This window comes from Luteibacter sp. UNC138MFCol5.1 (genome assembly GCF_900110505.1).
Lineage (GTDB): Bacteria > Pseudomonadota > Gammaproteobacteria > Xanthomonadales > Rhodanobacteraceae > Luteibacter.
The window spans coordinates 164,606-187,566 of record NZ_FODZ01000003.1 but is presented as its reverse complement, the minus strand read 5'-3'; the positions used below and the strand labels follow the sequence as shown (position 1 = coordinate 187,566).

Below are 22,961 nucleotides of genomic sequence, written 5' to 3'. Positions count from 1 at the left end.
TATGGCGACGACCCTCACCAGCCGACGGATCGGCACCATCACGCTGGACGCTGTGACGGAAGAGACCCACCAGTCGGACCTGGCGGTAACGGAGAACCCCGTGGAGTCAGGCGCGCTTGTGGCCGATCACGCGGTGCTCGATCCGCAGCAGATCACGGTCGCCGGCGTCGTCGTCGACTACGAGCCCCCCGTCCTGTCTCCTGTTCCGGGGGATGACTCGTTGATCGGGGAGGCGGATGCGCTCATTGATCGCGCGGATCTCCCGGGGCCCGTGGCGGCGTTCACTCCGCAGACGCTGGTGAGGGCGCAGCGGGAGCTGAGTTCCTACGTCGATCAGGCGAGGATTCTTCAGTACCGCGCCCAGAGCGCGGCGCGCGCGATCGCGGAGTGGCTACCAGGCGGCGGCGCCGGTGCCGCTGATGCATCGTCGAGCGAAGACCGCGTGAGCCGCATCCACGCGCAGCTGAAGGCCCTGCAGAAGGCCGGCGGCACCATCGACGTACAGACCGGCCTGCAGCTGTACGAGAGCATGCTGATCACCTCTATCGCGGCGCGGCAGACCATGGACGGCTCCGCCGAGTTCGTCATCACGCTGCGGGAGCTGTTCGTCGTCGAGACGAAGACGATCAAGGGTGTCTCGCTACCGGCGAAGAAGAGGGGCAGGGCATCAGCCCAGGGCGATGCGAAGTCCCAGAAGGGCAAGACGTCGCCCGAGGATGCTGGGGAGAAGAACCAGTCGTTGCTGAAAAGGTTGGGAGGGCTGTTCTGATGTGGCTAATCCCGACCGATCAGGCGTCGCTGCAGGAGCAGACGTTCGACGTGGGCGATCAGTCCCTCCGGCTGACGTTGCGCTGGAACTCGGTGGGTCAGCATTGGGCTGCCGACGTTTACAGCGTCACGGACGGTGCGTGGGTCGCCCAAGGCGTGGCCCTCTGCGTGGGCGTGCCCATCCTGTGGCGCTCGCCGGTCCCGTTCTTCTTCTGGCTCACGGACGAGAGCGGCGTCGACCTCGACCCCATGGTCCAGACGGACCTCGGGACGCGCTGTTTGGTGTACGTCGGGCCCAAGGCTGAGGTGGTTCCATGAAGCAGTTCGGTCGCCGGTTCCGCCTGGAATTGGGGACGGCCTCGGCGGGGATCGAGATCGATGCCCTACGCGTTGCGTGGGACATCAAGAAGACCAGCGACGCAAAGCCGAACCCCGGAAAGATTCGGGTCTGGAACCTGTCCCGAGAGCATATGAACTTGCTCGTGAGCAAGCAGTACACGCGCGCACGTCTCTTCGTCGGATACAGCGAGCTACGACAGATCTTCGTCGGCGACATCATTCATGCGTCGGCGGTGCGGGACAACCTCGATTTCATCACCGAGCTGGAATGCGGTGATGGCGACGCCGCCTACAAGAACTCCCACGTCTCGCTGTCGCTCGCGGCAGGCGCGACCGACCAGCAGGTCTTCGGCGAGCTCGCGAAGACGATGCAGGGAGTTGGGCCCGGCACCGCGGGGTTCAGCAGGAAGCGGGCGCTGCCGAGGGGAAAGGTTCTCTCTGGCAACACGCGTGACCACCTCGGCGCGCTCGCCGCCAACCACGATGCAGAGTGGTCGATTCAGGACGGCGAGCTCGTGATGCTACCGGCGAGCCAGGTCCTCTCTGATGAAGCCGTCGTTCTCTCGGAAGACACGGGCATGATCGGATCGCCCGAGGCGACCGACGATGGACTGGAAATCACCTCGCTGGTGAATCCCGACCTGCGTATCGGTGGGCTGGTCAAGGTCGACTCCATCGTCTCCGCATACAACGGCGTCTTCAAGGTGACGTCCATCGAATACAGCGGCGACCTCGCCGGCAGCGAATGGTTCAGCAAGGTGACCTGCGTTGGCGGGGCCTTCCAGAAGGTGAAGCGCGATGGCGAATGAATGGAACAACGCTGACCTAGGCAACGCCGCCGCGGCGTTCGCCGACGAGTCGGCGAAGCGGCTTCGTGTCGCCATGCCGGGCGTCATCGTGTCCTTCGACAAGGACGCGCAGACGGCGACGGTCCAGCCGCTGATCAAGCAGGTAATGGCGGACGGAACGACGCGGCTGCTGCCGGTGCTGCAAGACGTTCCGGTGAGCTTCCCGCGTGGCGGTGGGTTCGTCCTGACGTTTCCGGTGGCCGAGGGCGATGAGTGCGAGCTGACGTTTCACGACCGCTGCATTGATGGATGGTGGGCTTCCGGCGACGCCTCCGAGCCGCTCGACTATCGAATCCACGACCTCTCCGACGCGACGGCAAGGGTGGGCATCTCATCCCTGCCGAACGTTGTGCCCGCCTTCGACGGTGGCGCGACAGCGCTTCGCAAGCTCGACGGGTCGGCATTCGTGAAGATCGACGCCGCCGGCGTGGTTCGTATCGCGGGCACGAAGCTCGTCGTCGACTGCCCCATCGAGTATGCGGGCGGGATTACTGGCATCGGCGACGTGGTGGCTGACACCGTCAGCCTGAAGCATCACAAGCACGGCGGGGTCGCGGCCGGCTCGACGACGACACAGGAGCCGGTGCCATGAGGGTCCGTCGAATCGACAGCGATGGCGACTGGACCTTCGGCGCCGGCCGGGCCAGCTATGCCGACCGCACGGAGTCGGTAGCGCAGCGGGTCAAGACCCGTCTGCTCTCGCTGCAGGGCGACTGGTTCCTCGACCTGTCGCATGGCCTGCCGTGGTTCGACCTCATCGAGCGACCGGCCGACCTCGCGAAGGTGGAGCGGGCCGTGAAAGCGCAAATCCTGCGGACCGACGGCGTTCGCCGCATTACCGCTTTCTCCATGTCAGTCGACCCCGGCACGCGAGCCATGGCCATCACCACCTCGATCGTCGACATCTACGGCATCGAAACACAAATCAGCACCGGAGCCTGACCATGGGACAAGTAACGGCGGCCGGCTATGTCGCCGACCGGCTGGACGCCATCAAGGCGAAGCTGGACGACGGCTTCCGGAGCATCTACGGAAACGACATCGACATCGCGCCGGACAGCCCGGACGGGCAGATGATCGGACTTCTGGTACAGATTCGAACGGACATCGAGGAGCTCGGCGAGCAGGTCTACCGGGCACTCGATCCCGACTATGCCGCCGGAGCTTGGCTCGAGCAGCGGGCGGCCTACGCCGGGCTTCTCCGCCGGCTGGCCAGCTACAGCTATCTTCGCGACGTGATCCTCAGTGGCCGTCCGGGATCGATCATCCCGGCGGGCTCGATCGTCGCTGACGCCAACGGAATTCGTTGGCGCGCCGTGTCCGACGCGGTGCTGAACAGCGACGGCTCGGCGCGGGCCGACTTCCGAAGCGAGGATCTGGGTGCCTTTGCGGTGCCCGAGGCGACGATTCTCGCGATCCAGACGGTCGTGCTCGGCTGGCAATCGGCAACCACCCTCACGGCGGCGGAGATCGGCACGGAGGAAGAGACGGATCCGCAACTGCGCGCACGGTTCTTCCGCAGTCGCGCACGGCCGGCCACGGCCAGCGCTGAAGCGATCGAGGCGCGGGTCGGGGAGCTCCCGGACGTTCGCGAGGTGGTCTGCCTTGAGAACTACACCGACGTCGTCGATGCAGACGGCGTACCGGCGCACGGCATCAATGTGGTGGTCGACGGCGGCGACGAGGATGCGATTGCGCTGGTGATTCGCCAGAACAAGCCGGCGGGCACGAACATGCGCGGCCTGGTGGTGGTGAACGTTCCGGTAGGCACCGGAACGCGGCCGATTCGATTCGATCGGCCGACGATCAAGGCATGCGCGGCGAAAGTGACGGTGAAGCGTGCCGCCAACTTCACCGCCATCGACGCGGAAGGCATCAAGGCGGCCATCGCGGCCGAGCCGTTCGTCATAGGCGAGGACGTCCTCCTGAGCCGCCTGTACACGCCGATCAACACGGTTCCCGGCTTCTGGGTGCAGGAGTTGCTGATCGGTCCTGTCGGAGGGGCGCTCAGTACGGCAAACATCGATGTCGACGCCCGCGGTCTGGCACGGTTCGGCGTTGAAGATATCGAGGTGGTGATCGCGCCATGAGTTACCGCGACCTCCTTATCTGGCAATACCAGGGCAAGCCGCGCGCGACCGCTACGGCCGATCTCCTCGCCTCGACGTTCGGGGACGGTTGGGCGGGACTTTCCGCCCTTCGCGGTGTGCTCGACATCGACACCGCCGCCGGTATCAACCTCGACTTGGTCGGCAAGCACGTCGGCCAGTCGCGGATACTGCCCATGATCACGCCGCGTGGTCTGTTCGGGTTTGAAGGGGCGGAAGGTGCGAAGGGTTTCAGCCTCGGCGGCGATGGTGGCGGCCGATGGTATCGGCTCGGTGACCCGATCGCGGACTCGGTCGTGCTGAACGACGACGACTATCGCTTCCTCATCCGGTGCCGTGTCACGCGGAATTACACCGTCGGCACAATGCCGAACGTCGAGGACGCGCTTGCCTTCATCTTCGGTCAGGGCGCCGAGGCATACGACCAGTTCGACATGTCGTTCACCGTGGTGCTTCGCGACGTCGCCATCACCGACTTCAAGCGGCACGCCATCACAACGCTGGACATCCTGCCGAGGCCGGCAGGGGTCCGGATCCGATTCGTCCTCGCCGCCGACGCCAACCCGTTCGGGTTCTACGGCGTGCCCGGTGCGCGCGGTTTCAACAGCGGCAAATTCGCGAGGTTCCTATGACGATTTACGACCGCCCCGACGAGAAGGTCACGGCGGAAGGCGCCCATGCGGGTGAAGTTCTGGACTTTCCCGACATCTTGCGTGGATGGGGAATTGCGTTCGACCAGACTGGCGGCATTCCGCCGGTCGAGTGGGTCAACGGCCTGCATCGCCGTGCCGACCGAGCGATTCGATACTTCATGCAGCGCGGACTTCCGGAGTGGTCGGATACCGAGGATTACCCGCAGGGTGCTTACGTTCAATATGCAGGGGGCGCGTACCTCTCGAAGCGAGCGAACACGAATAAGGCACCGAATGCGAACGCAAACGACTGGGGTCGCTGGTCGGTCACTCGCGACGAATTCGACGCCAGCACGACGGGACGTCTGCTGAGTATCCAAACGTTCGCAGCCGCTGGTACGTTCACCTTCAACCCTGGGGCCAGCACCAAGCGGGTGCGGGTTACTGTCGTAGGCGGCGGCGGTGGTGGTGGGGGCGTAAGCGCCACTGGATCCGGGCAGGTGGCGTCCGCGTCTGGTGGATCGGGAGGCGGCTTCGCACAAAGCCTTCTGTCCGCTGGATTCGCAGGTGCAACGGTAGTCGTCGGAGCCGGCGGATCGGGAGGGGCCGCTGGCACCAACAGTGGATCGGCCGGTGGGACCTCGTCGTTCGGTGCCGCGCTATCTGCAACTGGTGGTCCGGGCGGTCTGGCATCCGCTGCGGCAGCCTCTGGCATCGTCGGCGGCCTGCGCGGCGGCGTCGGCGTCGGCGGCAATGTTGTGAACGGCGAGGGCGGAACAGGCGGGTTCGCGTTCTCCGTTACATCGATTGCCGTCATTGCTGGGTACGGTGGATCGTCGATCTTCTGCGGAAACACTCAGGGTAAAGGTGCGGTGGCAAGTGGAACGAGCTTCGCTGGCATCGCCGGAGCGTCCGCCGGCGGCGGCGGCGGCGGTGCAGTCGCGTCGAACAGTGCCGCAGCGCAAGCGGGTGGTAATGGCGCATCGGGAATCGTCATTGTGGAGGAGTTTGCTTGATGAAGACGTATGCGCGAATCGACAGCGAGCAGGTCGTCGAGATCATCACTACCGACGGGGACATCTCCGAAATGTTCCACCCTTCGATCACGTGGGTGGACGTGACGTCTATGGAGCCGGAGCCCGTTGAGGGCTGGTCTGCAACGAATGATAGCGGCGAGTGGATACTCTCGCCGCCGGTTCCATATCAGCCCACTCACGAGGAGATTCGAGCGGCAAACATTGCTCGCCGGAACGAACTTCTCGCGCGAGCGGCCCTGGCGATGGCACCTCTTCAGGATGCCGTGGAATTGGGCGAGGCAACCGAAGCCGAAAGCGCGCTTTTGACCCGCTGGAGGCAGTTTCGAGTCGCCGTTAGTCGTGTGCCCCTTGATGCTGCAGACCCGGAATGGCCGGCGTTTCCGGACCCGTCGTATGCGATGAACACGCTCCCCGAACAATCAGCGTGAGGGGTGATCCCGAAGTCGAACAGATCCGGCAGGATGTGGCTCTCTGAGGTGCCAGGCGTTCGGCTCTCGGTATACTCTGCCGAAGCTCGGGAGCCAGAAATGCAGAAGGACAAAGCAGCCGATGGCCTTCGTGGCATAGCCGCACTTAACGTGCTGCTGTGCCACATGCTCATCGCGATCTTCCCCTTGGGGTTCGCCGCCATGTATCCGGGAACGGCTTTGCCGGGCGCGCCGAACGGTCGCGCCGAGCATATTCTTGCGATGCCGATCGTTCCGATTTTCCTTAACGGGCACTTCGCGGTTTGTGTGTTCTTCGTGCTCAGCGGCTACGTTCTGACGAAGAAGTTCCTGGTAACTGGCGACCTCAATATTCTCAAGCTGCGAGCGGCGCGCCGCTATGTCCGTCTCGGTGTGCCGATATTGGGAAGCGTACTATTTGCCTATGCATGCATGTCGATTCATGCATCGTGGGGGCATGTCGCTTCCGAGCTGACGCGGTCGTCGTGGTTGGGTTTCTTCTGGCACTTCGATCCGCACTTTCCATCAGCGATAGCTGACGGCGCCTACGGTGCGATCCTCACCGGAACGTCGTTGTACAACATGTCGCTCTGGACTATGAAGATCGAGCTCATCGGCTCCATGATTGTCTTTGCCTATGTGGCGCTCCGACTTTCGGGTATCGGCGGATGGATCTGGTTCGCGGTGGTGTCAGCGCTTCTTTTTCAAGTTTTCCCAGCCGACTGGCCCTACTACATGGCGTTCCTGATCGGCAGTCACGTCGGCGTGGCGCAAACGACACGCTCGCCTTGGGTGATCGCGCTATGCCTGTTGGGAGTGGTCATCGGCGGCTCGTTCGATCTGTCGCCGCTGTACGACTGGACGTTGATCATCCCGTTGGACGTCGTGCCGCGTGAGTCGGTGTTCCATGTGGCCGCCGGCGCGCTGCTGCTGTATGTGGTGCGATGTGGCTTTTTCGACGCCGTGTTTCTAAGTCGTGGCGCCCAGTTCCTTGGGCGGATCTCCTATTCGGTGTACCTCGTGCACCTACCGATTCTTCTGACCGTGTATTCGGCGTTGATCGTAGGGCTGTGGCATGCCGGACTTCCGCGAGTCGCCGTAGCGGCCATCGCTATGGCCATCACGATCCCGGTCGTGCTTCTGGTGGCGATGGCCTTTGATCGCTACGTGGACCGGCTTGGGATTCGGCTGTCGAAGCTCATCGGGGCGAACAGTTCCGCGGCAAGGCGTGAGGCGCCGGTCGAGCAGACGGCCTGACGCCGCCGTCACGGCGCGGCGGTATGCTGCGCCCATGTGCGGCCGCTACGCCACCTTCGGACCCGTCAGCCTGAGCCGTGAGGCTCGCGAGGTGCTGGACCAGCTCGAACTGGACATCATGAGCGAGATCCACCTACGCGAGGACCAGTTCAACATCGCGCCGACCCAGAAGGCGCTGGTGGTCGCGCACGGCCGGCACGGCTACGAGGCGAAGGCGTTCCGCTGGGGCCTCGTCCCGTCCTGGGCGAAGGACCTGAAGCTCGGCGCGAAGACGATCAACGCGCGCGCCGAGACGGTGGCCACAAAGCCCTCGTTCCGGAACGCGTTCAAGAAGCGCCGGTGCCTGGTGCCGGCGAGCGGCTACTTCGAGTGGAAAGGGGAGTCGCCGAACAAGCAGCCGTACTTCATCCACGACCCCGCCGGCCACCTGCTGATGTTCGCCGGGCTGTGGGAGGGCTGGCGCGCCTCGGACGCCGAGGACTGGTCCCACACCTTCACCATCATCACCGGCGAGCCTGGAAAGGTCTCCGGCGACATCCACGACCGGCAGCCCGTGATCCTCCCGCCCGACCTCTGGGAGGTGTGGATGGACGGCTCGCCTGAGGATGCCAGCGCAACGCTGGCTGCGGCCCCTGAGGCCGACCTCGTCTACTACCCCGTGCCGAAGGCCGTGGGCTCCCCGAAGAACAAAGGTCCGGAGTTGGTAAGGCCAGTCAACCTTTAGAAAACTTTCGCGAAGAGTCGACGGCTGGATCGGGACGCTCAGGACCACTACGGGAGAGGTCATCATGAGCGACGACAAGAGTAACCGCGGGCCCGCCGACGCGCAGCGCATCAACGTGAACGAGGACTACGAGGTCCAGTACTGGACCCGCGTGCTCGACGTATCGGGAGAGGAGCTTCGCGCGGTCGTGAAGCGGGTCGGAGTCATGGCTGCGGACGTGCGGAAGGCGCTCGGCAAGGCATGACGGACGTAGTCATCTACGTGGCTCGTCCCACGACGGATCGAGGGTTATGGCGGGTGACGATGAACAAGCGCGCCGAGCACTTCTACGCGTCCGAGGACGACGCGATCACCGCGGCCGTGGTTCTCGCGCAGTTCTTCGAGAGCGCGGGCGAGGAAGTGATCGTGAAGTCGGAGCAGGCGGACGGCTCCTGGAGCGTCCTGCGCTCCTGACGGTCGTCAGAGCGGATCGAAGCCGACCGCGTCGAGAGCGATCGCGAGGCGGTTCATGGCCTCCCCGTACCCTGGTTCTGGAATGCTGCCTGGATCACCCAAGGCCTCAAGGAGAAGCGCAGCGGCGAAGGCTACGCCAGCCAATCCGGCACGGTCAGCCTTCGCTGCAGCCAGCTGGGTGCGGAATCGAGCCTCTTCGAAGTCGCGCGCGAGAGCGGCGTCGCCCGCGGCGACTGCGTCGCGAACGATCTCGGCGATGGTGAGGGCGTGTTCTTCCCGCAGCGTCATTCGCGAAGTGTAGCCGCCGTCAGGCCTTACGGCCGAGTCCTCGCGTAGCCGGTGCGCGCCGTCCACATTTCTGAGATTCGGCCGGCGTATCGTCCCGCGCCATGTCCTCCGTCACCTGGTACAAGCCGTCCGACGCCCTAAGTGCGCCGCTGCCGCAGATCTACGGCGCGGCGGAGAACGGCGTGCCGTTCGTGATGATCCGCGAGCTGGCGCATGGGACGCAGTGGCGCGTGAGCCTTTTCCCGGACGGGGATCGGGACGCGTCGATCGAGGCGCGGGTGGGCTCGGAGCGGCAAGCAAAACGCATGGTGGAGCGGTGGGCCGCCTGCCGGCGGATCGAGCCTAAGGCGATGGACCGGACGCGCCGTGTGACGCCTCAGGGGCTGCCGCCGCGGAAGCCGAAGGGAGCGGAAGACCGCTCCTGAAAAAGGGATATTTCCGCGTGACCAAATGTTGACCAAACCCAGCCCAAAACAGACCAATCCAGACCAACATACAAAAAAGCCACCTAAGCCTTTTCAGTGACTTAGATGGCCATATTGGTGGAGGTGGCGGGAGTCGAACCCGCGTCCGAAGGCGCTTGATCCCCGGATCTACATGCTTAGCTCACCGTTGGATCTCGTTTGCCGACAGCACGGCGTGCTAAGCGCGCCGACAAACCAGCCTGTTAGGTCTAGTCGTAGGCTGAGAGGCGACAGCCATTGACGATCTCGTGATAGTGACCCTACACCGACGAGCACGAGCACAAGTCGGTTCGGGGCTTACGCCTTAAGCGGCGAGAGCGTAGTTGTCGTCGTTGGCAACTATGAGTTTGCTGCTGGATTAACGAGGAAAGCGGCCCCCTCGGCATGCACCAAGCAATCGCACTACCCCCGTCGAAACCAGTACACCCCCGGGGAAAACGTTGTGTGACTACCTTCCCAGTATAGGGTCGGGGGCAGGGCGCCACAATGGGCGGCCTGCCCGGTGTTCAGGTCAGCCGAGCTTGTTGTGGGCGCGCATGACGCGCTGCTTGTCGACGGCCCACTCGCGCTCCTTCTCGGCGTTGCGCTTGTCGTGATCCTGCTTGCCCTTGGCCAGGCCGATTTCGCATTTGACCTTGTTGTTCTTCCAGTAGAGGGCGGTCGGCACCAGGGTGTAACCCTTGCGCTCGACGGCGCCGATCAGCCGGTCGATCTCCTCGCGGTGGAGCAGCAGCTTGCGCGTGCGCCGGTCGTTGGCCACCACGTGGGTGGAGGCGCTGATCAGCGGCGGGATCTGGGCGCCGACGAGGAACACCTCGCCGTGCTGGATGATCGCGTAGCAGCCTTCGCCGAAGTTGATCCGGCCGGCACGCAGCGATTTCAGCTCCCAGCCCTGCAGGGCCATGCCGGCCTCGAAGCGCTGGTCGATGTGGTATTCGTGGCGCGCGCGCTTGTTCAGCGCGATGGTGCCGCGACCTTCCTTTTCCGTGTCCTTTGCTTTCGGTTTTGCCATGTCCGTTAAAATCGGTCTATCGGGTCCCTGATACAAGCCCGGCGTATCCATGCGCCGGCGAGATGAGACGAGGTCTTCACGTGATTGAAATCCGCCGCAGTGCGATCGTGCCGTTCACGCCCGCGCAGATGTTCGACCTGGTCAACGATGTGGAAGCATACCCAAAGCGGTTCGGCTGGTGTGACGCCGCCACGGTGGTGGAGCGGACCGACGACGAACTGGTCGCGCGGCTGGATCTGAAATTCGCGGGCATGAAGCAGCATTTCACCACCCGCAACACGATGCAGCGGCCGGAACGGCTCACGATGAAGTTCGTGGAGGGGCCGTTCCGCTCGCTCGATGGCGTCTTCACCTTCCAGGCCCTCGGCGACATCGGCTGCAAGATCGCCCTCGCGCTGGATTTCGACTACGCGGGCCTGGGCGGCAGCGTGCTGAAGATGGGCTTCCAGCAGCTGGCCAACCGCATGGTCGACGACTTCTGCGACGAGGCGCGCCGCCAGTATGGCTGATGTCGCGATCGAGGTGGCTTACGCCGGGCCGGAAGGGCAGGTGGTGCTGCCGTTGACGGTGCCCGCGGGCACGACGGCCTGGCAGGCCGTGGAGCTGGCGTTGCCCGCGCTGCCGGCGGGCGTGTCCCCTGATCCGGCGCGGCTGGGCGTCTTCGCGAAGAAGGTGGCGGCCGACCGGGTGATGGAGGAGGGCGATCGTCTGGAGCTCTACCGCCCGTTGATCCTCGATCCCATGGAGGCCAGGCGGCGCCGCGCGGCGCGCGGTGCCTGATTGCCCGTTCTTACTTCTTGTCGTCGGACGAGCCGCCACCGAAGATGCCGCCGTCGTCGGCGTCCTTCTTCGGGCTGGTGTTCTTGTCGCCTTCGGCGCCGCCCGTCGGATTGGCCTTGTACTTCTCCGAATCCTTCAGCAGCTCCTTGGCGTCCTCGGCGAAGAAATCGCCTTCGGTGCGGACCAGGGTGTCGTTGTTGAAGGTCAGGGTCAGCGTGCGGGTGGTCATCTTCTTGCCGCGATGGGAGAAGGTGGACACGTAGTCCCAGCGATCCTGGTCGAAGGGCGAGATGACGGACGGGGTACCCAGCAGCACGAGCACCTGGCGCTTGGTCATGCCGGGCTGCAGCTGGTCGACGTTCTTCTTGTCGAGCAGGTTGCCCTGCTGCACGTCGGGGGTATAGACGAGGCCACAGCCCGCGATGGCGGTCGCCATCATGGCCAAACCCAGCGTGCGGATGAGCTTATGCATGCGTAGTAACGTCCGGATCGTGAAGCCTGTGATGATACACTAAGCGCCTTATGGCACCGCGAGGGGTCTGACATGGACCAGGAAACCAAAGAGCTCCGCAAGGCGGGCCTGAAAGTCACGCATCCGCGGATGCGCATCCTCCAGATCTTCGAGGAGGCCGACCAGCCCCACCTTACGGCTGAAGACATCTACAAGCGGCTGCTCGCCCATCAGGAAGACATCGGGCTGGCCACCGTGTACCGCGTGCTGACCCAGTTCGAAGCCGCCGGCATCGTCATGAAGCACAACTTCGAGGGCGGGCAGGCCGTTTACGAGCTCGACCGCGGCAAGCACCACGACCACATGATCGACGTGGACAGCGGAAAGGTGATCGAGTTCATCAGCGAGGAGATCGAGCGTCTCCAGCACGAGATCGCCGACCGGCACGGGTATGTGATCGAGGATCACAGCCTGGTGCTCTACGTGCGGCCGAAGAAGAAGCGCTGAGCGCTGGAATCATTGAAGACGAGAGGGCCCTTCGGGGCCTTTTTTGTGGGCCGAGCCGGTCCGGGGAGCGGGTCGCGAGAAGATGTCGCGCGCAGGGCGCGCTCCTACTGGTAGCGCACATAAAAACGCCGCCGGTGGACTCCTGTCCACCGGCGGCTTGATCCGGCGTTTCCATGGCCCGTGGACCGCGAGTTGCTCGCTGGTACACGGGGTGCCATGTCGCACCGGCGAGGCCGACATCCTGTCGCCTCATCAGGCCGATCGTCCCCACGACCGACCTGGGCTCACCGTCTCTCGACGGCGGCTCCCCCACATCGATAATGGGATGCTAACGAAGCGTTCATGCCCCCGGTATCGGAAAATTTCCTATGTCAGAACCGATACTTGTGCTGCGCAGCAGCACCCGCAGGTGAAGCCCCACGGGCTCCGGGCGGATTCTGAACAGCCCGCCGAGGGCGGTGATCCGGTCGCTCATTCCCTGCAGTCCCCGGCCTCCGCCATCGGTTCTGACGGGTCGGGGCGTTGACGGAAGGCCTGCGCCGTCGTCACGAATGTCGAGGATGGCGACGGGCCCGCTGTCGCGTAGCCCGATGCGCAGGCGCAACATCATCCGACGCGCACCCGAGTGGCGGACGACGTTCGTCGCGCTCTCCTGGACCACACGGTAGATCGCCGTGAGAGTGTCGTCGTCGAGCAGGCGGGGGTCCCCGCGCAGGTCGGTCACGTAGTGGATACCTGCGGCGGTGAGCATGTCGCGGATCGGGCCCTCGTCGAGCGCGCGCAGCAGGCCGAACTCGTCCAGCACCGAGGGGCGCAGGCTGTCGAGCATCTTGTGGAGCGCCCGGCGCATATGGCCGAGGATGCCGTTGATGGACGTGCCGATGTCGTCCAGGCCCGCGTTGCCCAGGCGATTCTGCGCGAGCTTCAGATGGGTCTGGATGGCGGTGAGGTTCTGGCCGAGCTCGTCGTGCAGCTCCGCCGCCATGTGTCTGCGCAGGTTTTCCTCGGCCTGGAGGTTGCCTCGCGCGGCATCGCGCAGCTGGCGCGCCAGCTGGTCGAGGCGCTGGTTGGCGGCGGCCAGGTGGGTGTTCTGCTGGGCCACGCGCTCGCTGCTGCGGCGGAGGGCGTCGGTGGCGGCGCCGAGCATCAGCGTGCCGGTGCCGGCCACGGCGAGGAACAGGTGGGCGGCGGCCGTGGGCGCGCCCCGGCCGATCATGTCCTCGGTGACGTTGAGGCCCACGCTGGTGATCAGCATCGCCAGGCCCGCGCCGCGCCAGCCGTGACGGAAGGCGAAGAACAGCACGGGGGCCAGCGAGAGCACACGGGCGAACTGCGGTTGCGGCGAATACTCGGCCAGCGTGATGAGGATCGCCAGCGAGGGCAGCATCACCAGCAGGCCGTCGAGCAGCAGTTCCGCCATGGCCGTCTGCGTCGGCCGCTCGCGGAACACCAGCACCATGACCGGCACGACGAGCAGCACGCCGAGATAGTCGCCGAGCAGGTCGCTGCCGAAGGTGGTGCCGAGCATCTCCACCGGGGCGGCCGGGTGCATCGAGGCCATCATCGCGGCGTTGCCCGCGGTGGCGACCGTGGCCGTGACCATCGCCGAGAGCAGCAGGCGCGCGACGTCCTCGGGGGTGTTGAGGCTGGCGTGCAGGTGGGCGCGCCGCAGCAGCCAGAGGCAGGCGGCCACCATCAGCGGCTCCGGCGCGTCGCCGAGCACGAAACCCGCGCCGCCGATGGGCAGGCCGCTGCGCCATTCGCAGAACGCGCTGGCGAACATCTCGGCGCCGAGGATCCAGAACCAGTCCCGCGTGCGCATCAGCAGCAGGGCGCCGAAGCGAAGGCCGAACGGCAGCACCCAGTAGGGCTGCTCGGTCGGCCAGAGCATCACCCAGGCGAGCGCATAGGCGATGGCGAAGAGGGGGCCGGCGAAGCGGGAGGGGCCGAGTAAGCGCATTCCAGAATGTTACACGGCGCATGAGGCGGGCTGACGCATCGGGCGAGCCCATACGCACGCGTCGGGAGAGCCTGCTACATTCTGTCCATGCCAAGAATCGTCCTTGTAGATGACCATGCCATCGTTCGAGAGGGTTTCAAGCGGCTCATCGAGCTGGAACCCGATCTGGACGTCGTCGCCGAAGCCCGCAACGCCGACGAGGCGGTCGACGCGGTCACCCAGCACCGGCCGGATCTGGTCGCGGTGGATCTCTCGTTGCCGGACGGCAGCGGCCTCCCGCTGATCGAGCATCTGGGCAGCATCGCGCCGGGCATGAAGATCGTCGTGCTGAGCATGCACGACGGCGAGCCTTACGTGTCCGAGGCCTTGCGTCGCGGCGCGCGCGGTTACGTGACCAAGGGCGTCGCGCCGGAGGAACTCGTGGCGGCCGTACGCTCGGTGCTCGGGGGCGATCAGTACCTGAGTTCGGACCTGCGGGAGCGTCGTTCGGGCCGCACCACCGCCGACCTCGATCCGTTCAACCGGCTCACGGCGCGCGAGCGCGAGGTGTTCCTGCTGCTGGCGGCCGGCCGCGCGCCGAAGCAGGTGGCGGCCGAACTCGGGATCGGCCAGAAGACGATCTACATCCACCGTGCGGCGGTGATGAACAAGCTCAACGCCGGGTCGGAGCTGGATCTGTACCGGATGGCGCAGGAGCGCGGCCTGATCCGCGCCTGACCACCATGTGGGAGCGGACCTGGCCGCGACCGCTCTTCGCCGAACGGAACAGGCCCTGAAGCGCTCCGCGAAAAGCTGTCGCGGCCAAGGCCGCTCCCACAAGGGAGGGGCTTCAGCCTTGCGCCTTGTCCAGCATCTTCTTCGCGTGCGCGCGGGTTTCCTTCGTGATTTCCACGCCACCGAGCATCCGGCTGAGTTCGTCGCGGCGGCCGGCGGCGTCCAGCGAATGGATGCGCGTGCGGGTGGCTTCGCCGTCGCTCTCCTTGGCGACCTTCAGGTGCGAATGACCCTGCGCGGCGACCTGTGGCAGGTGCGTGACGCACAGCACCTGCACGCGCTCGCCGAGCGCCCGCAGTTTCTGGCCGACCACTTCGGCCACGGCGCCGCCGATGCCGGTGTCGACCTCGTCGAAGATCATGCAGCCGATGTTGTCGTTGCCCAGCGTGGCGACTTCGATCGCGAGGCTGATGCGGGCGAGTTCGCCGCCGGAGGCCACCTTGCGCAGCGGACGCGGAGGCTGGCCGGGATTGGCGCTGACCAGAAGCTCGCAACGCTCGCGGCCCTGCGGATCCGGATCGTCGGCTTCGGCCGGTTCCAGCGAGACCTCCAGGCGGCCGCCGGCCATGCCGAGTTCGCCCATCAGCGATGCGACGGCCGTGCCGAGGCGCGAGGCGGCGTCGCGGCGGGCGGTCGACAGGGCGGTGGCGGCGGTGTCCCACGCCGTGCGCAGGCGGTCGCGCTCGCGCCCGAGGCGTTCGAGCGCGTCGCCCGCGCCTTCGAGCTCGGTCAGGCGCCCGCGCAGTTCCTCGGCCTTCGCCGTCAGTTCCTCGATCGGCAGCCGGTAGCGGCGCGAGAGATCGTGCAGATGGGTGAGGTGGGTGTCGACCTCGGCGAGGCGCTCGGGGTCGAGTTCGACGTCCTGCGCGTAGCGGCTGAGGCCGTCGACCGCTTCGCCGACCTGGATCTGCGCGCTGTCGAGCAGTTCCAGCGTCGGGGCGAGCGTGGCATCGAGCTCGGCCAGCCGCGAGAGCTCGGCGTGGGCGCGGAGCAGGGCGCGGCCGATGGCGAACTCGCTTTCGCCGTCGAGCATCTCGACCACGCCGTTCGCGCCCTCGGCCAGGCGACCCGCGTTGGCGAGGCGGCGATGCTGCGTCTCGAGGTCTTCCAGCGCGGCGGGCGCGAGCGCCCAGCGGTCCAGTTCCTCGAGTTCGTGGCTGAGCAGGTCGATCTGGTGCTCGCGATCGTCGCCACCCGACAGCGCGCGGATGCGCGACACGGCCTCGCGCCAGGCGCGCGCGGTCTCGCGCACGTCGGCGAGCAGGGCCTCGTTACCCGCGTAGGCGTCGAGCAGCGCCATCTGGTGCTGGCGCGAGAGCAGCGCCTGGTGTTCGTGCTGGCCGTGGATCTCGACGATCAGCGCCGCCAGTGCCGACATCTGCGCGAGGCTCGCCGGGCGGCCGTTGATCCAGCCGCGCGAGCTGCCCTCGGTGCGGATCACGCGGCGCAGCTGGCAGGTCTCGCCGTCGTCCAGTTCTTCCTGGCGCAGCCAGTCGAGCGCTTCGGGCAGGCCGGCGAGGTCGAATTCGGCGGCCAGCTCGGCGCGATCGGAGCCCGCGCGGACCATGCCGCTGTCGGCGCGCGCGCCCGCGAGCAGCATCAGGGCGTCCACCAGCAGCGACTTGCCGGCGCCGGTCTCGCCGCTGACCACGGTGAGGCCCGGGCCGAAGGCCACCTCGGCTTCTTCGACGACGGCGAACTGGCGGACGTAGAGCGAGGTGAGCATGGGCACCGGTGGTGGCGGATGGAATCGCGCCGATTGTAGCGGCAGCGGCGTCGCAGAAGCCGAGACTTGCAAGCCGGAGCCCCAGACCTTATTGATAGCGCGACGATCCGATCCCTCCACCACCCGCCCAGGCGCATGAATCCGTTCTCCGGTCACGACATCGATGCTCGCGCGCGCCGGCTGCTGCGGACCCTGATCTCCCAATACCTGTCCGACGGCGAACCCGTCGGCTCGCGCACGCTGGCGCGGTCCTCCGGCCTGGAAGTCAGCCCGGCGACCATCCGCAACATCATGGCCGACCTCGAGGACGCCGGGTTGGTCGCGTCGCCGCACACGTCGGCGGGCCGCATCCCGACGCCGCGCGGCCTGCGCCTGTTCGTCGACAGTCTGCTGGAACTGAAGCCGCTGCCGCGCGACGAGATGGCCCGGCTGCAGGGCGGACTGCCGCCGCACCAGACGACCACGCGCGACCTGCTCGGCAACGTCTCCAACCTCCTTTCGGCGATGACCCACTTCGCCGGCGTGGTCACCGTGCCGCGCCAGGGCGACTTCCCGCTGCGCCACATCGATTTCGTCTCGTTGCCCGACGCCCGCGTGCTGGTGATCCTGGTGTTCTCCGACAACCAGGTCCAGAACCGCGTGGTCCAGCTCGCCCGGCCGATCGACGCCAGCGAGCTCGAGCAGGCGGCCAACTACCTCAATGCGCAGTTCGCCGGCTTCCGCCTGGCGGACATCCGCGCCCACCTGGCCTCCGAACTGCGCGAGGCGGGTGGCGAGCTGAACCGCATGCTGGCGGCCGCCGTCGAACTGGCCACCGCCTCGTTCGCGAGCGATGACGCCGACGACGTCCTCGTCAGCGGGCAGACGAACCTGATGGGCTATTCCGAGCTGGCCGACATCGACCGGCTCCGCGACCTCTTCGACGCCTTCCAGCAGAAGCGCGACCTGCTCCAGCTGATGGAAATGTGCGTCAAGGCGCCCGGCGTGCGCCTGTTCATCGGCGAGGAGTCCGGTTTCTCCGCCCTCGACGGATGCAGCATCGTCACCGCCACCTACGGCACGAACGGCCGCATGCTCGGCGCGATCGGAGTTATTGGACCGACGCGTATGGCATATGAGCGGGTGATTCCGGTGGTCCAGGCCACGGCGGGATTGCTCAGCGACGCCTTGAATCGCGCCGCGGCGACCTCATAAACCGCCTCGGGAGGCGGGTTTAGTAATTTCCCGCGAATGTTCGGCCGCTCCATGGAGCGGCCGGTAAGCTGACATTTGGAGTAAGCATGCAGAACAACGATCCCCACGTGCCGGATCCGGCGCAGGACGGCGGCGCGGCCGAAGGCATGAATGCCGATCTCGACGCGCTCACCGCGAAGCTTGGCGCCCTCGAGTCCGAGCTCGCCAGCGCGCGCGAGACCGTGCTGCGCGAGCGGGCGGAGATCGAGAACCAGCGCCGTCGCCTGCAGCGCGACCTCGACCAGGCCCGTCGCTTCGCCAACGAGAAGCTGCTCGGCGAGCTGCTGCCGGTGTACGACGGCATCGCGCTCGGCCTGACCAACGAGTCGGCCGATGCGAAGACGCTGCGCGAAGGCCTGGAGCTGACGCTCAAGCAGCTGGAGAAGGTCACGCAGGGCAACGGCCTGAGCGTGGTCGATCCGCTGCACCAGCCGTTCAACCCGGAACACCACCAGGCGATCAGCTCGGTCGAGTCGAACGAGCACGCGCCGGGCACCGTGGTGGCCGTCGTCCAGAAGGGGTTCGTGCTCAACGATCGTCTGCTGCGTCCGGCGCTCGTCGCCGTGGTGCGCGACAACTGAACGAAGTCCCGCGCGTCGCGTGTTCCGCGCCGCCGGGGAGTCTCACAAGGTATTGAATCGATGGGGCCGGGCCCCACTTCACAAACAGCCGCGGCCGCGGGGGCCGCTTAGGAATACGGAGTAACTTCAATGGCCAAGATCATCGGCATCGACCTCGGTACGACCAACTCCTGCGTCGCAGTGATGGAAGGTACGACCGCGCGCGTCATCGAAAACGCGGAAGGCGATCGCACCACGCCGTCCATCGTCGCGTTCACCAAGGACAACGAGGTCCTGGTCGGTGCGCCGGCCAAGCGCCAGAGCGTCACCAATCCGAAGAACACCTTCTACGCGGTGAAGCGCCTCATCGGCCGCAAGTTCACCGACGCCGAAGTGCAGAAGGACATCAAGCTCGTCCCGTACGCGATCGTCGCGCATGAGAACGGCGACGCGTGGGTGCAGACGGCCGACGGCAAGAAGATGGCGCCGCAGGAGATCTCCTCGAAGGTGCTGATGAAGATGAAGAAGACGGCCGAGGATTTCCTCGGTGAGGCCGTCACCGAGGCGGTCATCACCGTCCCGGCGTACTTCAACGACAGCCAGCGCCAGGCGACCAAGGACGCCGGCAAGATCGCCGGTCTCGACGTCAAGCGCATCATCAACGAGCCGACCGCGGCCGCGCTGGCCTACGGTCTCGACAAGACCGCCACGGGCGATCGCAAGATCGCGGTGTACGACCTCGGCGGCGGTACGTTCGACGTCTCGATCATCGAGATCGCCAACGTCGACGGCGAGAAGCAGTTCGAAGTGCTCTCGACCAACGGCAACACCTTCCTGGGTGGCGAAGACTTCGACAACCGCGTCATCGACTACCTCGTCGAAGAGTTCAAGAAGGAGCAGGGCATCGACCTGCGCCAGGACCAGCTCGCGCTGCAGCGTCTGAAGGACGCCGCCGAGCGCGCGAAGATCGAGCTGTCGTCGGCGCACCAGACGGACGTCAACCTGCCGTACGTGACGGCCGATGCCTCGGGTCCGAAGCACCTCAACATCAAGCTGACCCGCGCCAAGCTCGAGTCGCTGGTGGAAGACCTCGTCAAGGGCACGATCGAACCCTGCCGCACCGCGCTGAACGACGCCGGCCTGCGCGTATCGGACATCAACGAGGTGATCCTCGTCGGTGGCCAGACCCGCATGCCCAAGGTGCAGGAAGCCGTGAAGGACTTCTTCGGCAAGGAAGCGCGCAAGGACGTCAACCCGGATGAAGCCGTCGCCGTCGGCGCCGCGATCCAGGGTGGCGTGCTGGGCGGTTCGGTCAAGGACGTCCTCCTCCTCGACGTGACCCCGCTGTCGCTCGGTATCGAGACGATGGGCGGCGTGATGACCAAGCTCATCGAGAAGAACACCACGGTGCCGACCAAGGCCTCGCAGGTCTTCTCCACGGCCGATGACAACCAGACCGCGGTCACCGTGCACGTGCTGCAGGGCGAGCGCGAGCGCGCCAACGCCAACAAGTCGCTCGGCAAGTTCGACCTGCAGGGCATCCGCCCGGCGCCGCGCGGCACGCCGCAGATCGAAGTGACCTTCGACATCGACGCCAACGGCATCCTGCACGTGTCGGCGAAGGACAAGGACACCGGCAAGGAACAGAAGATCGAGATCAAGGCCGGTTCGGGCCTCTCGGAAGACGAGATCCAGCGCATGGTCGCGGACGCCGAGGCGAATCGCGAGGAAGACAAGAAGTTCCACGACCTCGTGCAGGTGCGCAACCGTGGCGACCAGCTCGTCCACGCCACGCGTAGCCAGCTGAAGGAGCACGGCGGCAAGATTCCCGCCGACCAGCTCGCCACCATCGACGGCGCCGTGTCCGACCTGGAGAAGGCGCTGACGGGCGAGGACAAGGAGGCCATCGAGTCGAAGATCGCGAACCTCGAGCAGGCGGCCCAGTCGCTCGCGGCGGCAGCCCAGTCGGGCGGCGCGCAGGACACCGCGCAGCAGTCGGCGCCGGGCGGCGGTTCGGCCCAGCCGGACGACGTGGTCGATGCCGAGTTCACCGAGGTCAAGGACGACCACAAGTAAGTCGTCCGATCAGCAACGAAGCGCCGCGGGTGGATGCCCGCGGCGCGTGGCCAACAGTTGACCGGACCGATCGCGCCGAGGGGTTTCCCGTCGGCGCGTTCGTCCGTCCAGGGAAAGCACACCCGCGATGAGCAAGCGCGACTACTACGAAGTCCTCGGTGTCGAACGCACCGTGACGGAGGGCGACCTCAAGAAGACCTTTCGTCGCGTCGCGATGAAGTACCACCCCGACCGCAACCCGGACGATCCGGAAGCGATCGACAAATTCAAGGAAGCCAAAGAGGCCTACGACGTGCTGTCCGATGCGCAGAAGCGCGCGGCGTACGACCAGTATGGCCATGCCGCCTTCGAGAACGGCGGTTTTGGCGGTCGCGGCAATCGCGCCGGATTCGGCGACGTCGGCGACATCTTCGGTGACATTTTCGGCGACATCTTCGGCGGTGCGGGCGGCGGACGCCAGCGCGCGCGCCGCGGCGCCGACCTGCGCTACATGATGGACCTCGATCTCGAGGAAGCCGTGTTCGGCGTCGAGAAGAAGATCGAGGTGCCCACGCAGGTCAACTGCCACCACTGCAACGGCACGGGTTCGGAAGACGGCAAGGTGTCCACGTGCACGACGTGCGCGGGCCATGGCCGCGTGCGCATGCAGAACGGCATCTTCTCCATCCAGCAGGCGTGCCCGACATGCCACGGTTCGGGGCAGAAGATCGACAAGCCCTGCAAGAAGTGCCACGGCGAAGGCCGCCTCGAGGAAGAACGCACGCTGTCCGTGCGCATTCCGGCGGGCGTCGACAACGGCGACCGCATCCGCCTCACGGGGCAGGGCGAAGCCGGTCCGGCCGGTGCGCCGGCGGGCGACCTCTACGTCGAAGTGCGCGTGCGCGAGCATGCGATCTTCCAGCGCGACGGGTCCGACCTCTACTGCGAAATGCCCATCCGCTTCGCCCAGGCCGCGCTCGGCACGGAGCTCCAGGTGCCGACGCTGGAAGGCGAGGTCGCGGTGAACGTGCCGCCGGAAACGCAGACGGGGCAGCAGTTCCGCCTGCGCGGACGCGGCGTCAAATCCGTTCGCGGCGGCCGTACCGGCGACCTGATCTGCACGGTGGTGGTGGAGACACCGGTGCGCCTGACGAAGGAGCAGCGCGAGATCCTCACGCAGCTCGAAGCGACGTTCGTGGGCGAGGAAGCCGCGAAGCACACGCCGCGCTCGAACACCTTCATGGACGGCGTCAAGGAATTCTGGTCGCGCGTCACCTCCTGAGCCCGCCCCCGTAGGAGCGCGCCCTGCGCGCGACATCTCTTGGGGCCGTGAGCAGCAGGGCCTGTCGCTCACGGCGCAAAGATGTCGCGCGCAGGGCGCGCTCCTACGTGTGGCGCGCCTGCTACGATCCTCGTTCATCCTGATCGGAAGGCCACCGCATGACCCGCCCCATCCGTCTCGCCATCAGCGGCGCCTCCGGCCGCATGGGCCTCGCGTTGCTCGACCTCTTGCGCGGCGACGATCGCTTCGAACTGGTGCAGGCGATCGTCTCGAGTGGCTCGCCGCGTCTGGGCAAGTCGGCGTACGGCGACGTTTCGGCGCTGCGCTTTTCCGACTGGAGCGAGTCCCAGTCCGCCGACGTGGTCATCGATTTCAGCGGTCCCGACGGGCTCGGCGCCGCGCTCGCGTACTGCGAATCCAGCGGGGCATCGCTCGTCACCGGCACCACGGGTCTGTCGGCGGAGATCGAGGACCACCTGGCGAAGGCCGCCGAGCGCATCGCCGTGCTGCGTGCGGCCAACTTCAGCCTCGGCGTGGCCGTCCTCACCCGTCTGTTGCGCGAAGCCGCCGCGGCGTTGCCCGGCTGGGATCTCGACATCGTGGAAGCGCATCACGGCCGCAAGGAAGACGCGCCGTCCGGCACCGCGCTGGCGCTCGGCCACGCCGCGGCGGCGGGACGCGGCGCCACCCTCGACGAACTGGCCGTCTACACGCGCGAAGGCCGGCCGGGCGCGCGCAAGGCGGGCACGATCGGCTTCGCCGTCGTGCGCGGCGGCGACATCGTCGGCGAGCACCAGGCGTGGCTGATGGGGCAGGGCGAGCGCGTCGAACTCGGTCACCGCGCGACGGATCGCTCGATCTTCGCCCGTGGCGCGCTCGAAGCGGCCGCGTGGATCGCCGGCCGGGCGCCGGGCGCGTGGACGATCGAGGATGTGATCGCCGCGAAGGTGTGAGCCTTCCGCGAACGGACCCGCTCCCGCGGGATCGCCGATGCGATCGGCTCCCACGGCGTTGCGAACGCGTCTCACGGCATCCTGCAACCCGTGCTACCATCCGCGCCGATGTCATTGGGGAGTAGCCATCCTCGTTCCCCCTGAGGAGTTCGCGTCAACAGACTTGGCGGCCTTGTGCCCCATGGCGCGAACAGCAGCGTCGCACGATCCGTGCGGCGCCGGCCCGGCGAGACCTTTGGCCATCGACACGCTTACCCGGGCCGGGCGAGCGGTGTCGTTGTGCCATCGGTTCTGCGCGCTCGCC

At 66.3% G+C, this 22,961-nt stretch carries 28 protein-coding genes, 1 other RNA gene and 1 riboswitch; of the genes, 23 read left to right on the top strand and 6 right to left on the bottom strand.

Annotated features, from left to right (window positions below):
- The first annotated feature begins 1 nt into the window (after position 1).
- The 13 genes from BMY69_RS09170 to BMY69_RS19640 all read left to right on the top strand — a co-directional run bounded on the left by BMY69_RS09170 (position 2) and on the right by BMY69_RS19640 (position 8,612).
- Positions 2-769, top strand: coding sequence for a phage baseplate protein (locus BMY69_RS09170; protein WP_090177366.1), 768 nt, complete (start codon positions 2-4; stop codon positions 767-769).
- Positions 769-1,086: a phage baseplate plug family protein gene (locus BMY69_RS09165; protein ID WP_090177364.1), complete on the top strand. Its 318-nt coding sequence runs from the start codon at positions 769-771 to the stop codon at positions 1,084-1,086. Before BMY69_RS09170 ends, BMY69_RS09165 begins: the two co-directional genes overlap by 1 nt.
- Complete coding sequence (locus BMY69_RS09160) at positions 1,083-1,916, top strand: phage protein (protein ID WP_090177362.1); 834 nt, start codon at positions 1,083-1,085, stop codon at positions 1,914-1,916. Before BMY69_RS09165 ends, BMY69_RS09160 begins: the two co-directional genes overlap by 4 nt.
- Entirely contained in the window at positions 1,906-2,547 is a 642-nt protein-coding gene (locus BMY69_RS19645; protein ID WP_177191129.1) for a Gp138 family membrane-puncturing spike protein, read from the top strand. The genes BMY69_RS09160 and BMY69_RS19645 overlap by 11 nt, the downstream gene beginning before the upstream one ends.
- Positions 2,544-2,897: a contractile injection system sheath initiator gene (locus BMY69_RS09150; RefSeq protein ID WP_090177359.1), complete on the top strand. Its 354-nt coding sequence runs from the start codon at positions 2,544-2,546 to the stop codon at positions 2,895-2,897. The genes BMY69_RS19645 and BMY69_RS09150 overlap by 4 nt, the downstream gene beginning before the upstream one ends.
- Positions 2,898-2,899: 2 nt before the next feature.
- Complete coding sequence (locus BMY69_RS09145; RefSeq protein WP_090177356.1) at positions 2,900-4,045, top strand: baseplate J/gp47 family protein; 1,146 nt, start codon at positions 2,900-2,902, stop codon at positions 4,043-4,045.
- Complete coding sequence (locus BMY69_RS09140) at positions 4,042-4,695, top strand: baseplate wedge 1 family protein (protein WP_090177354.1); 654 nt, start codon at positions 4,042-4,044, stop codon at positions 4,693-4,695. The genes BMY69_RS09145 and BMY69_RS09140 overlap by 4 nt, the downstream gene beginning before the upstream one ends.
- Positions 4,692-5,711 (top strand): glycine-rich domain-containing protein, encoded by a 1,020-nt coding sequence (locus BMY69_RS19325; protein ID WP_143070438.1) that lies wholly within the window; start codon positions 4,692-4,694, stop codon positions 5,709-5,711. Before BMY69_RS09140 ends, BMY69_RS19325 begins: the two co-directional genes overlap by 4 nt.
- Positions 5,711-6,160 (top strand): tail fiber assembly protein, encoded by a 450-nt coding sequence (locus BMY69_RS09135; protein WP_090177351.1) that lies wholly within the window; start codon positions 5,711-5,713, stop codon positions 6,158-6,160. Before BMY69_RS19325 ends, BMY69_RS09135 begins: the two co-directional genes overlap by 1 nt.
- 99 nt (positions 6,161-6,259) lie before the next feature.
- Entirely contained in the window at positions 6,260-7,435 is a 1,176-nt protein-coding gene (locus BMY69_RS09130; protein ID WP_177191128.1) for an acyltransferase family protein, read from the top strand.
- Positions 7,436-7,469: 34 nt separating this feature from the next.
- Entirely contained in the window at positions 7,470-8,159 is a 690-nt protein-coding gene (locus BMY69_RS09125) for an SOS response-associated peptidase (RefSeq protein WP_090177345.1), read from the top strand.
- A 64-nt stretch (positions 8,160-8,223) separates the two neighbouring features.
- Positions 8,224-8,403: a DUF3606 domain-containing protein gene (locus BMY69_RS09120; protein ID WP_090177343.1), complete on the top strand. Its 180-nt coding sequence runs from the start codon at positions 8,224-8,226 to the stop codon at positions 8,401-8,403.
- Positions 8,404-8,462: 59 nt separating this feature from the next.
- On the top strand, positions 8,463-8,612 hold the full coding sequence (locus BMY69_RS19640; protein WP_177191127.1) for a hypothetical protein: 150 nt from the start codon (positions 8,463-8,465) through the stop codon (positions 8,610-8,612).
- Between the two features lie 6 nt (positions 8,613-8,618).
- Here the strand turns inward: BMY69_RS19640 and BMY69_RS09115 are convergent, their stop codons facing one another.
- Positions 8,619-8,900: a hypothetical protein gene (locus tag BMY69_RS09115; protein ID WP_090177340.1), complete on the bottom strand. Its 282-nt coding sequence runs from the start codon at positions 8,898-8,900 to the stop codon at positions 8,619-8,621.
- A gap of 101 nt (positions 8,901-9,001) precedes the next feature.
- Between BMY69_RS09115 and BMY69_RS09110 the strand changes: the two genes are divergently transcribed.
- A complete protein-coding gene (locus BMY69_RS09110) occupies positions 9,002-9,325 on the top strand; it encodes a hypothetical protein (protein WP_090177337.1) in 324 nt (107 codons plus the stop codon).
- Positions 9,326-9,440: 115 nt separating this feature from the next.
- Here BMY69_RS09110 and ssrA read toward each other — a convergent pair.
- Positions 9,441-9,794: a transfer-messenger RNA gene (gene ssrA / locus BMY69_RS09105) on the bottom strand.
- A gap of 81 nt (positions 9,795-9,875) precedes the next feature.
- Positions 9,876-10,376, bottom strand: a complete 501-nt coding sequence (gene smpB, locus BMY69_RS09100) for an SsrA-binding protein SmpB (protein ID WP_090053994.1) — start codon at positions 10,374-10,376, stop codon at positions 9,876-9,878.
- 80 nt (positions 10,377-10,456) lie between these two features.
- Here smpB and BMY69_RS09095 point away from each other — a divergent pair, with 80 nt between their 5' ends.
- Both BMY69_RS09095 and BMY69_RS09090 read left to right on the top strand, forming a co-directional pair.
- Entirely contained in the window at positions 10,457-10,885 is a 429-nt protein-coding gene (locus tag BMY69_RS09095; RefSeq protein ID WP_090177334.1) for a type II toxin-antitoxin system RatA family toxin, read from the top strand.
- Positions 10,878-11,156 (top strand): RnfH family protein, encoded by a 279-nt coding sequence (locus BMY69_RS09090; RefSeq protein WP_090177332.1) that lies wholly within the window; start codon positions 10,878-10,880, stop codon positions 11,154-11,156. Before BMY69_RS09095 ends, BMY69_RS09090 begins: the two co-directional genes overlap by 8 nt.
- A gap of 10 nt (positions 11,157-11,166) precedes the next feature.
- Here the strand turns inward: BMY69_RS09090 and bamE are convergent, their stop codons facing one another.
- Positions 11,167-11,628 (bottom strand): outer membrane protein assembly factor BamE, encoded by a 462-nt coding sequence (bamE, locus tag BMY69_RS09085; RefSeq protein WP_090053988.1) that lies wholly within the window; start codon positions 11,626-11,628, stop codon positions 11,167-11,169.
- 72 nt (positions 11,629-11,700) lie between these two features.
- Here bamE and fur point away from each other — a divergent pair, with 72 nt between their 5' ends.
- Positions 11,701-12,114 (top strand): ferric iron uptake transcriptional regulator, encoded by a 414-nt coding sequence (fur, locus tag BMY69_RS09080; protein WP_090053987.1) that lies wholly within the window; start codon positions 11,701-11,703, stop codon positions 12,112-12,114.
- A gap of 340 nt (positions 12,115-12,454) precedes the next feature.
- On the opposite strand, the gene BMY69_RS09075 is transcribed toward fur, so the two are convergent.
- Positions 12,455-14,074, bottom strand: a complete 1,620-nt coding sequence (locus BMY69_RS09075) for an MASE1 domain-containing sensor histidine kinase (RefSeq protein WP_090177329.1) — start codon at positions 14,072-14,074, stop codon at positions 12,455-12,457.
- Positions 14,075-14,161: 87 nt separating this feature from the next.
- On the opposite strand from BMY69_RS09075, the gene BMY69_RS09070 reads away from it, so the two are divergent.
- Positions 14,162-14,791 carry a response regulator transcription factor gene (locus BMY69_RS09070; protein WP_090053981.1) on the top strand — a complete coding sequence of 210 codons (630 nt, stop codon included), beginning with the start codon at positions 14,162-14,164 and terminating at the stop codon, positions 14,789-14,791.
- Positions 14,792-14,903: 112 nt separating this feature from the next.
- On the opposite strand, the gene recN is transcribed toward BMY69_RS09070, so the two are convergent.
- Positions 14,904-16,574 (bottom strand): DNA repair protein RecN, encoded by a 1,671-nt coding sequence (gene recN, locus BMY69_RS09065; RefSeq protein ID WP_090177328.1) that lies wholly within the window; start codon positions 16,572-16,574, stop codon positions 14,904-14,906.
- Between the two features lie 135 nt (positions 16,575-16,709).
- Between recN and hrcA the strand changes: the two genes are divergently transcribed.
- The 5 genes from hrcA (at position 16,710) to dapB (ending at position 22,657) form a co-directional block, all read left to right on the top strand.
- Positions 16,710-17,768 carry a heat-inducible transcriptional repressor HrcA gene (hrcA, locus tag BMY69_RS09060; RefSeq protein ID WP_090177325.1) on the top strand — a complete coding sequence of 353 codons (1,059 nt, stop codon included), beginning with the start codon at positions 16,710-16,712 and terminating at the stop codon, positions 17,766-17,768.
- Positions 17,769-17,854: 86 nt separating this feature from the next.
- Positions 17,855-18,388: a nucleotide exchange factor GrpE gene (grpE, locus tag BMY69_RS09055; RefSeq protein ID WP_090053974.1), complete on the top strand. Its 534-nt coding sequence runs from the start codon at positions 17,855-17,857 to the stop codon at positions 18,386-18,388.
- A gap of 129 nt (positions 18,389-18,517) precedes the next feature.
- Positions 18,518-20,443: a molecular chaperone DnaK gene (gene dnaK, locus BMY69_RS09050; RefSeq protein WP_090177323.1), complete on the top strand. Its 1,926-nt coding sequence runs from the start codon at positions 18,518-18,520 to the stop codon at positions 20,441-20,443.
- Between the two features lie 127 nt (positions 20,444-20,570).
- Positions 20,571-21,704: a molecular chaperone DnaJ gene (gene dnaJ, locus BMY69_RS09045; RefSeq protein ID WP_090177320.1), complete on the top strand. Its 1,134-nt coding sequence runs from the start codon at positions 20,571-20,573 to the stop codon at positions 21,702-21,704.
- A 158-nt stretch (positions 21,705-21,862) separates the two neighbouring features.
- Complete coding sequence (gene dapB, locus BMY69_RS09040) at positions 21,863-22,657, top strand: 4-hydroxy-tetrahydrodipicolinate reductase (protein WP_090177317.1); 795 nt, start codon at positions 21,863-21,865, stop codon at positions 22,655-22,657.
- A 104-nt stretch (positions 22,658-22,761) separates the two neighbouring features.
- Positions 22,762-22,957, top strand: a riboswitch (yybP-ykoY riboswitch).
- Positions 22,958-22,961 lie beyond the last annotated feature (4 nt).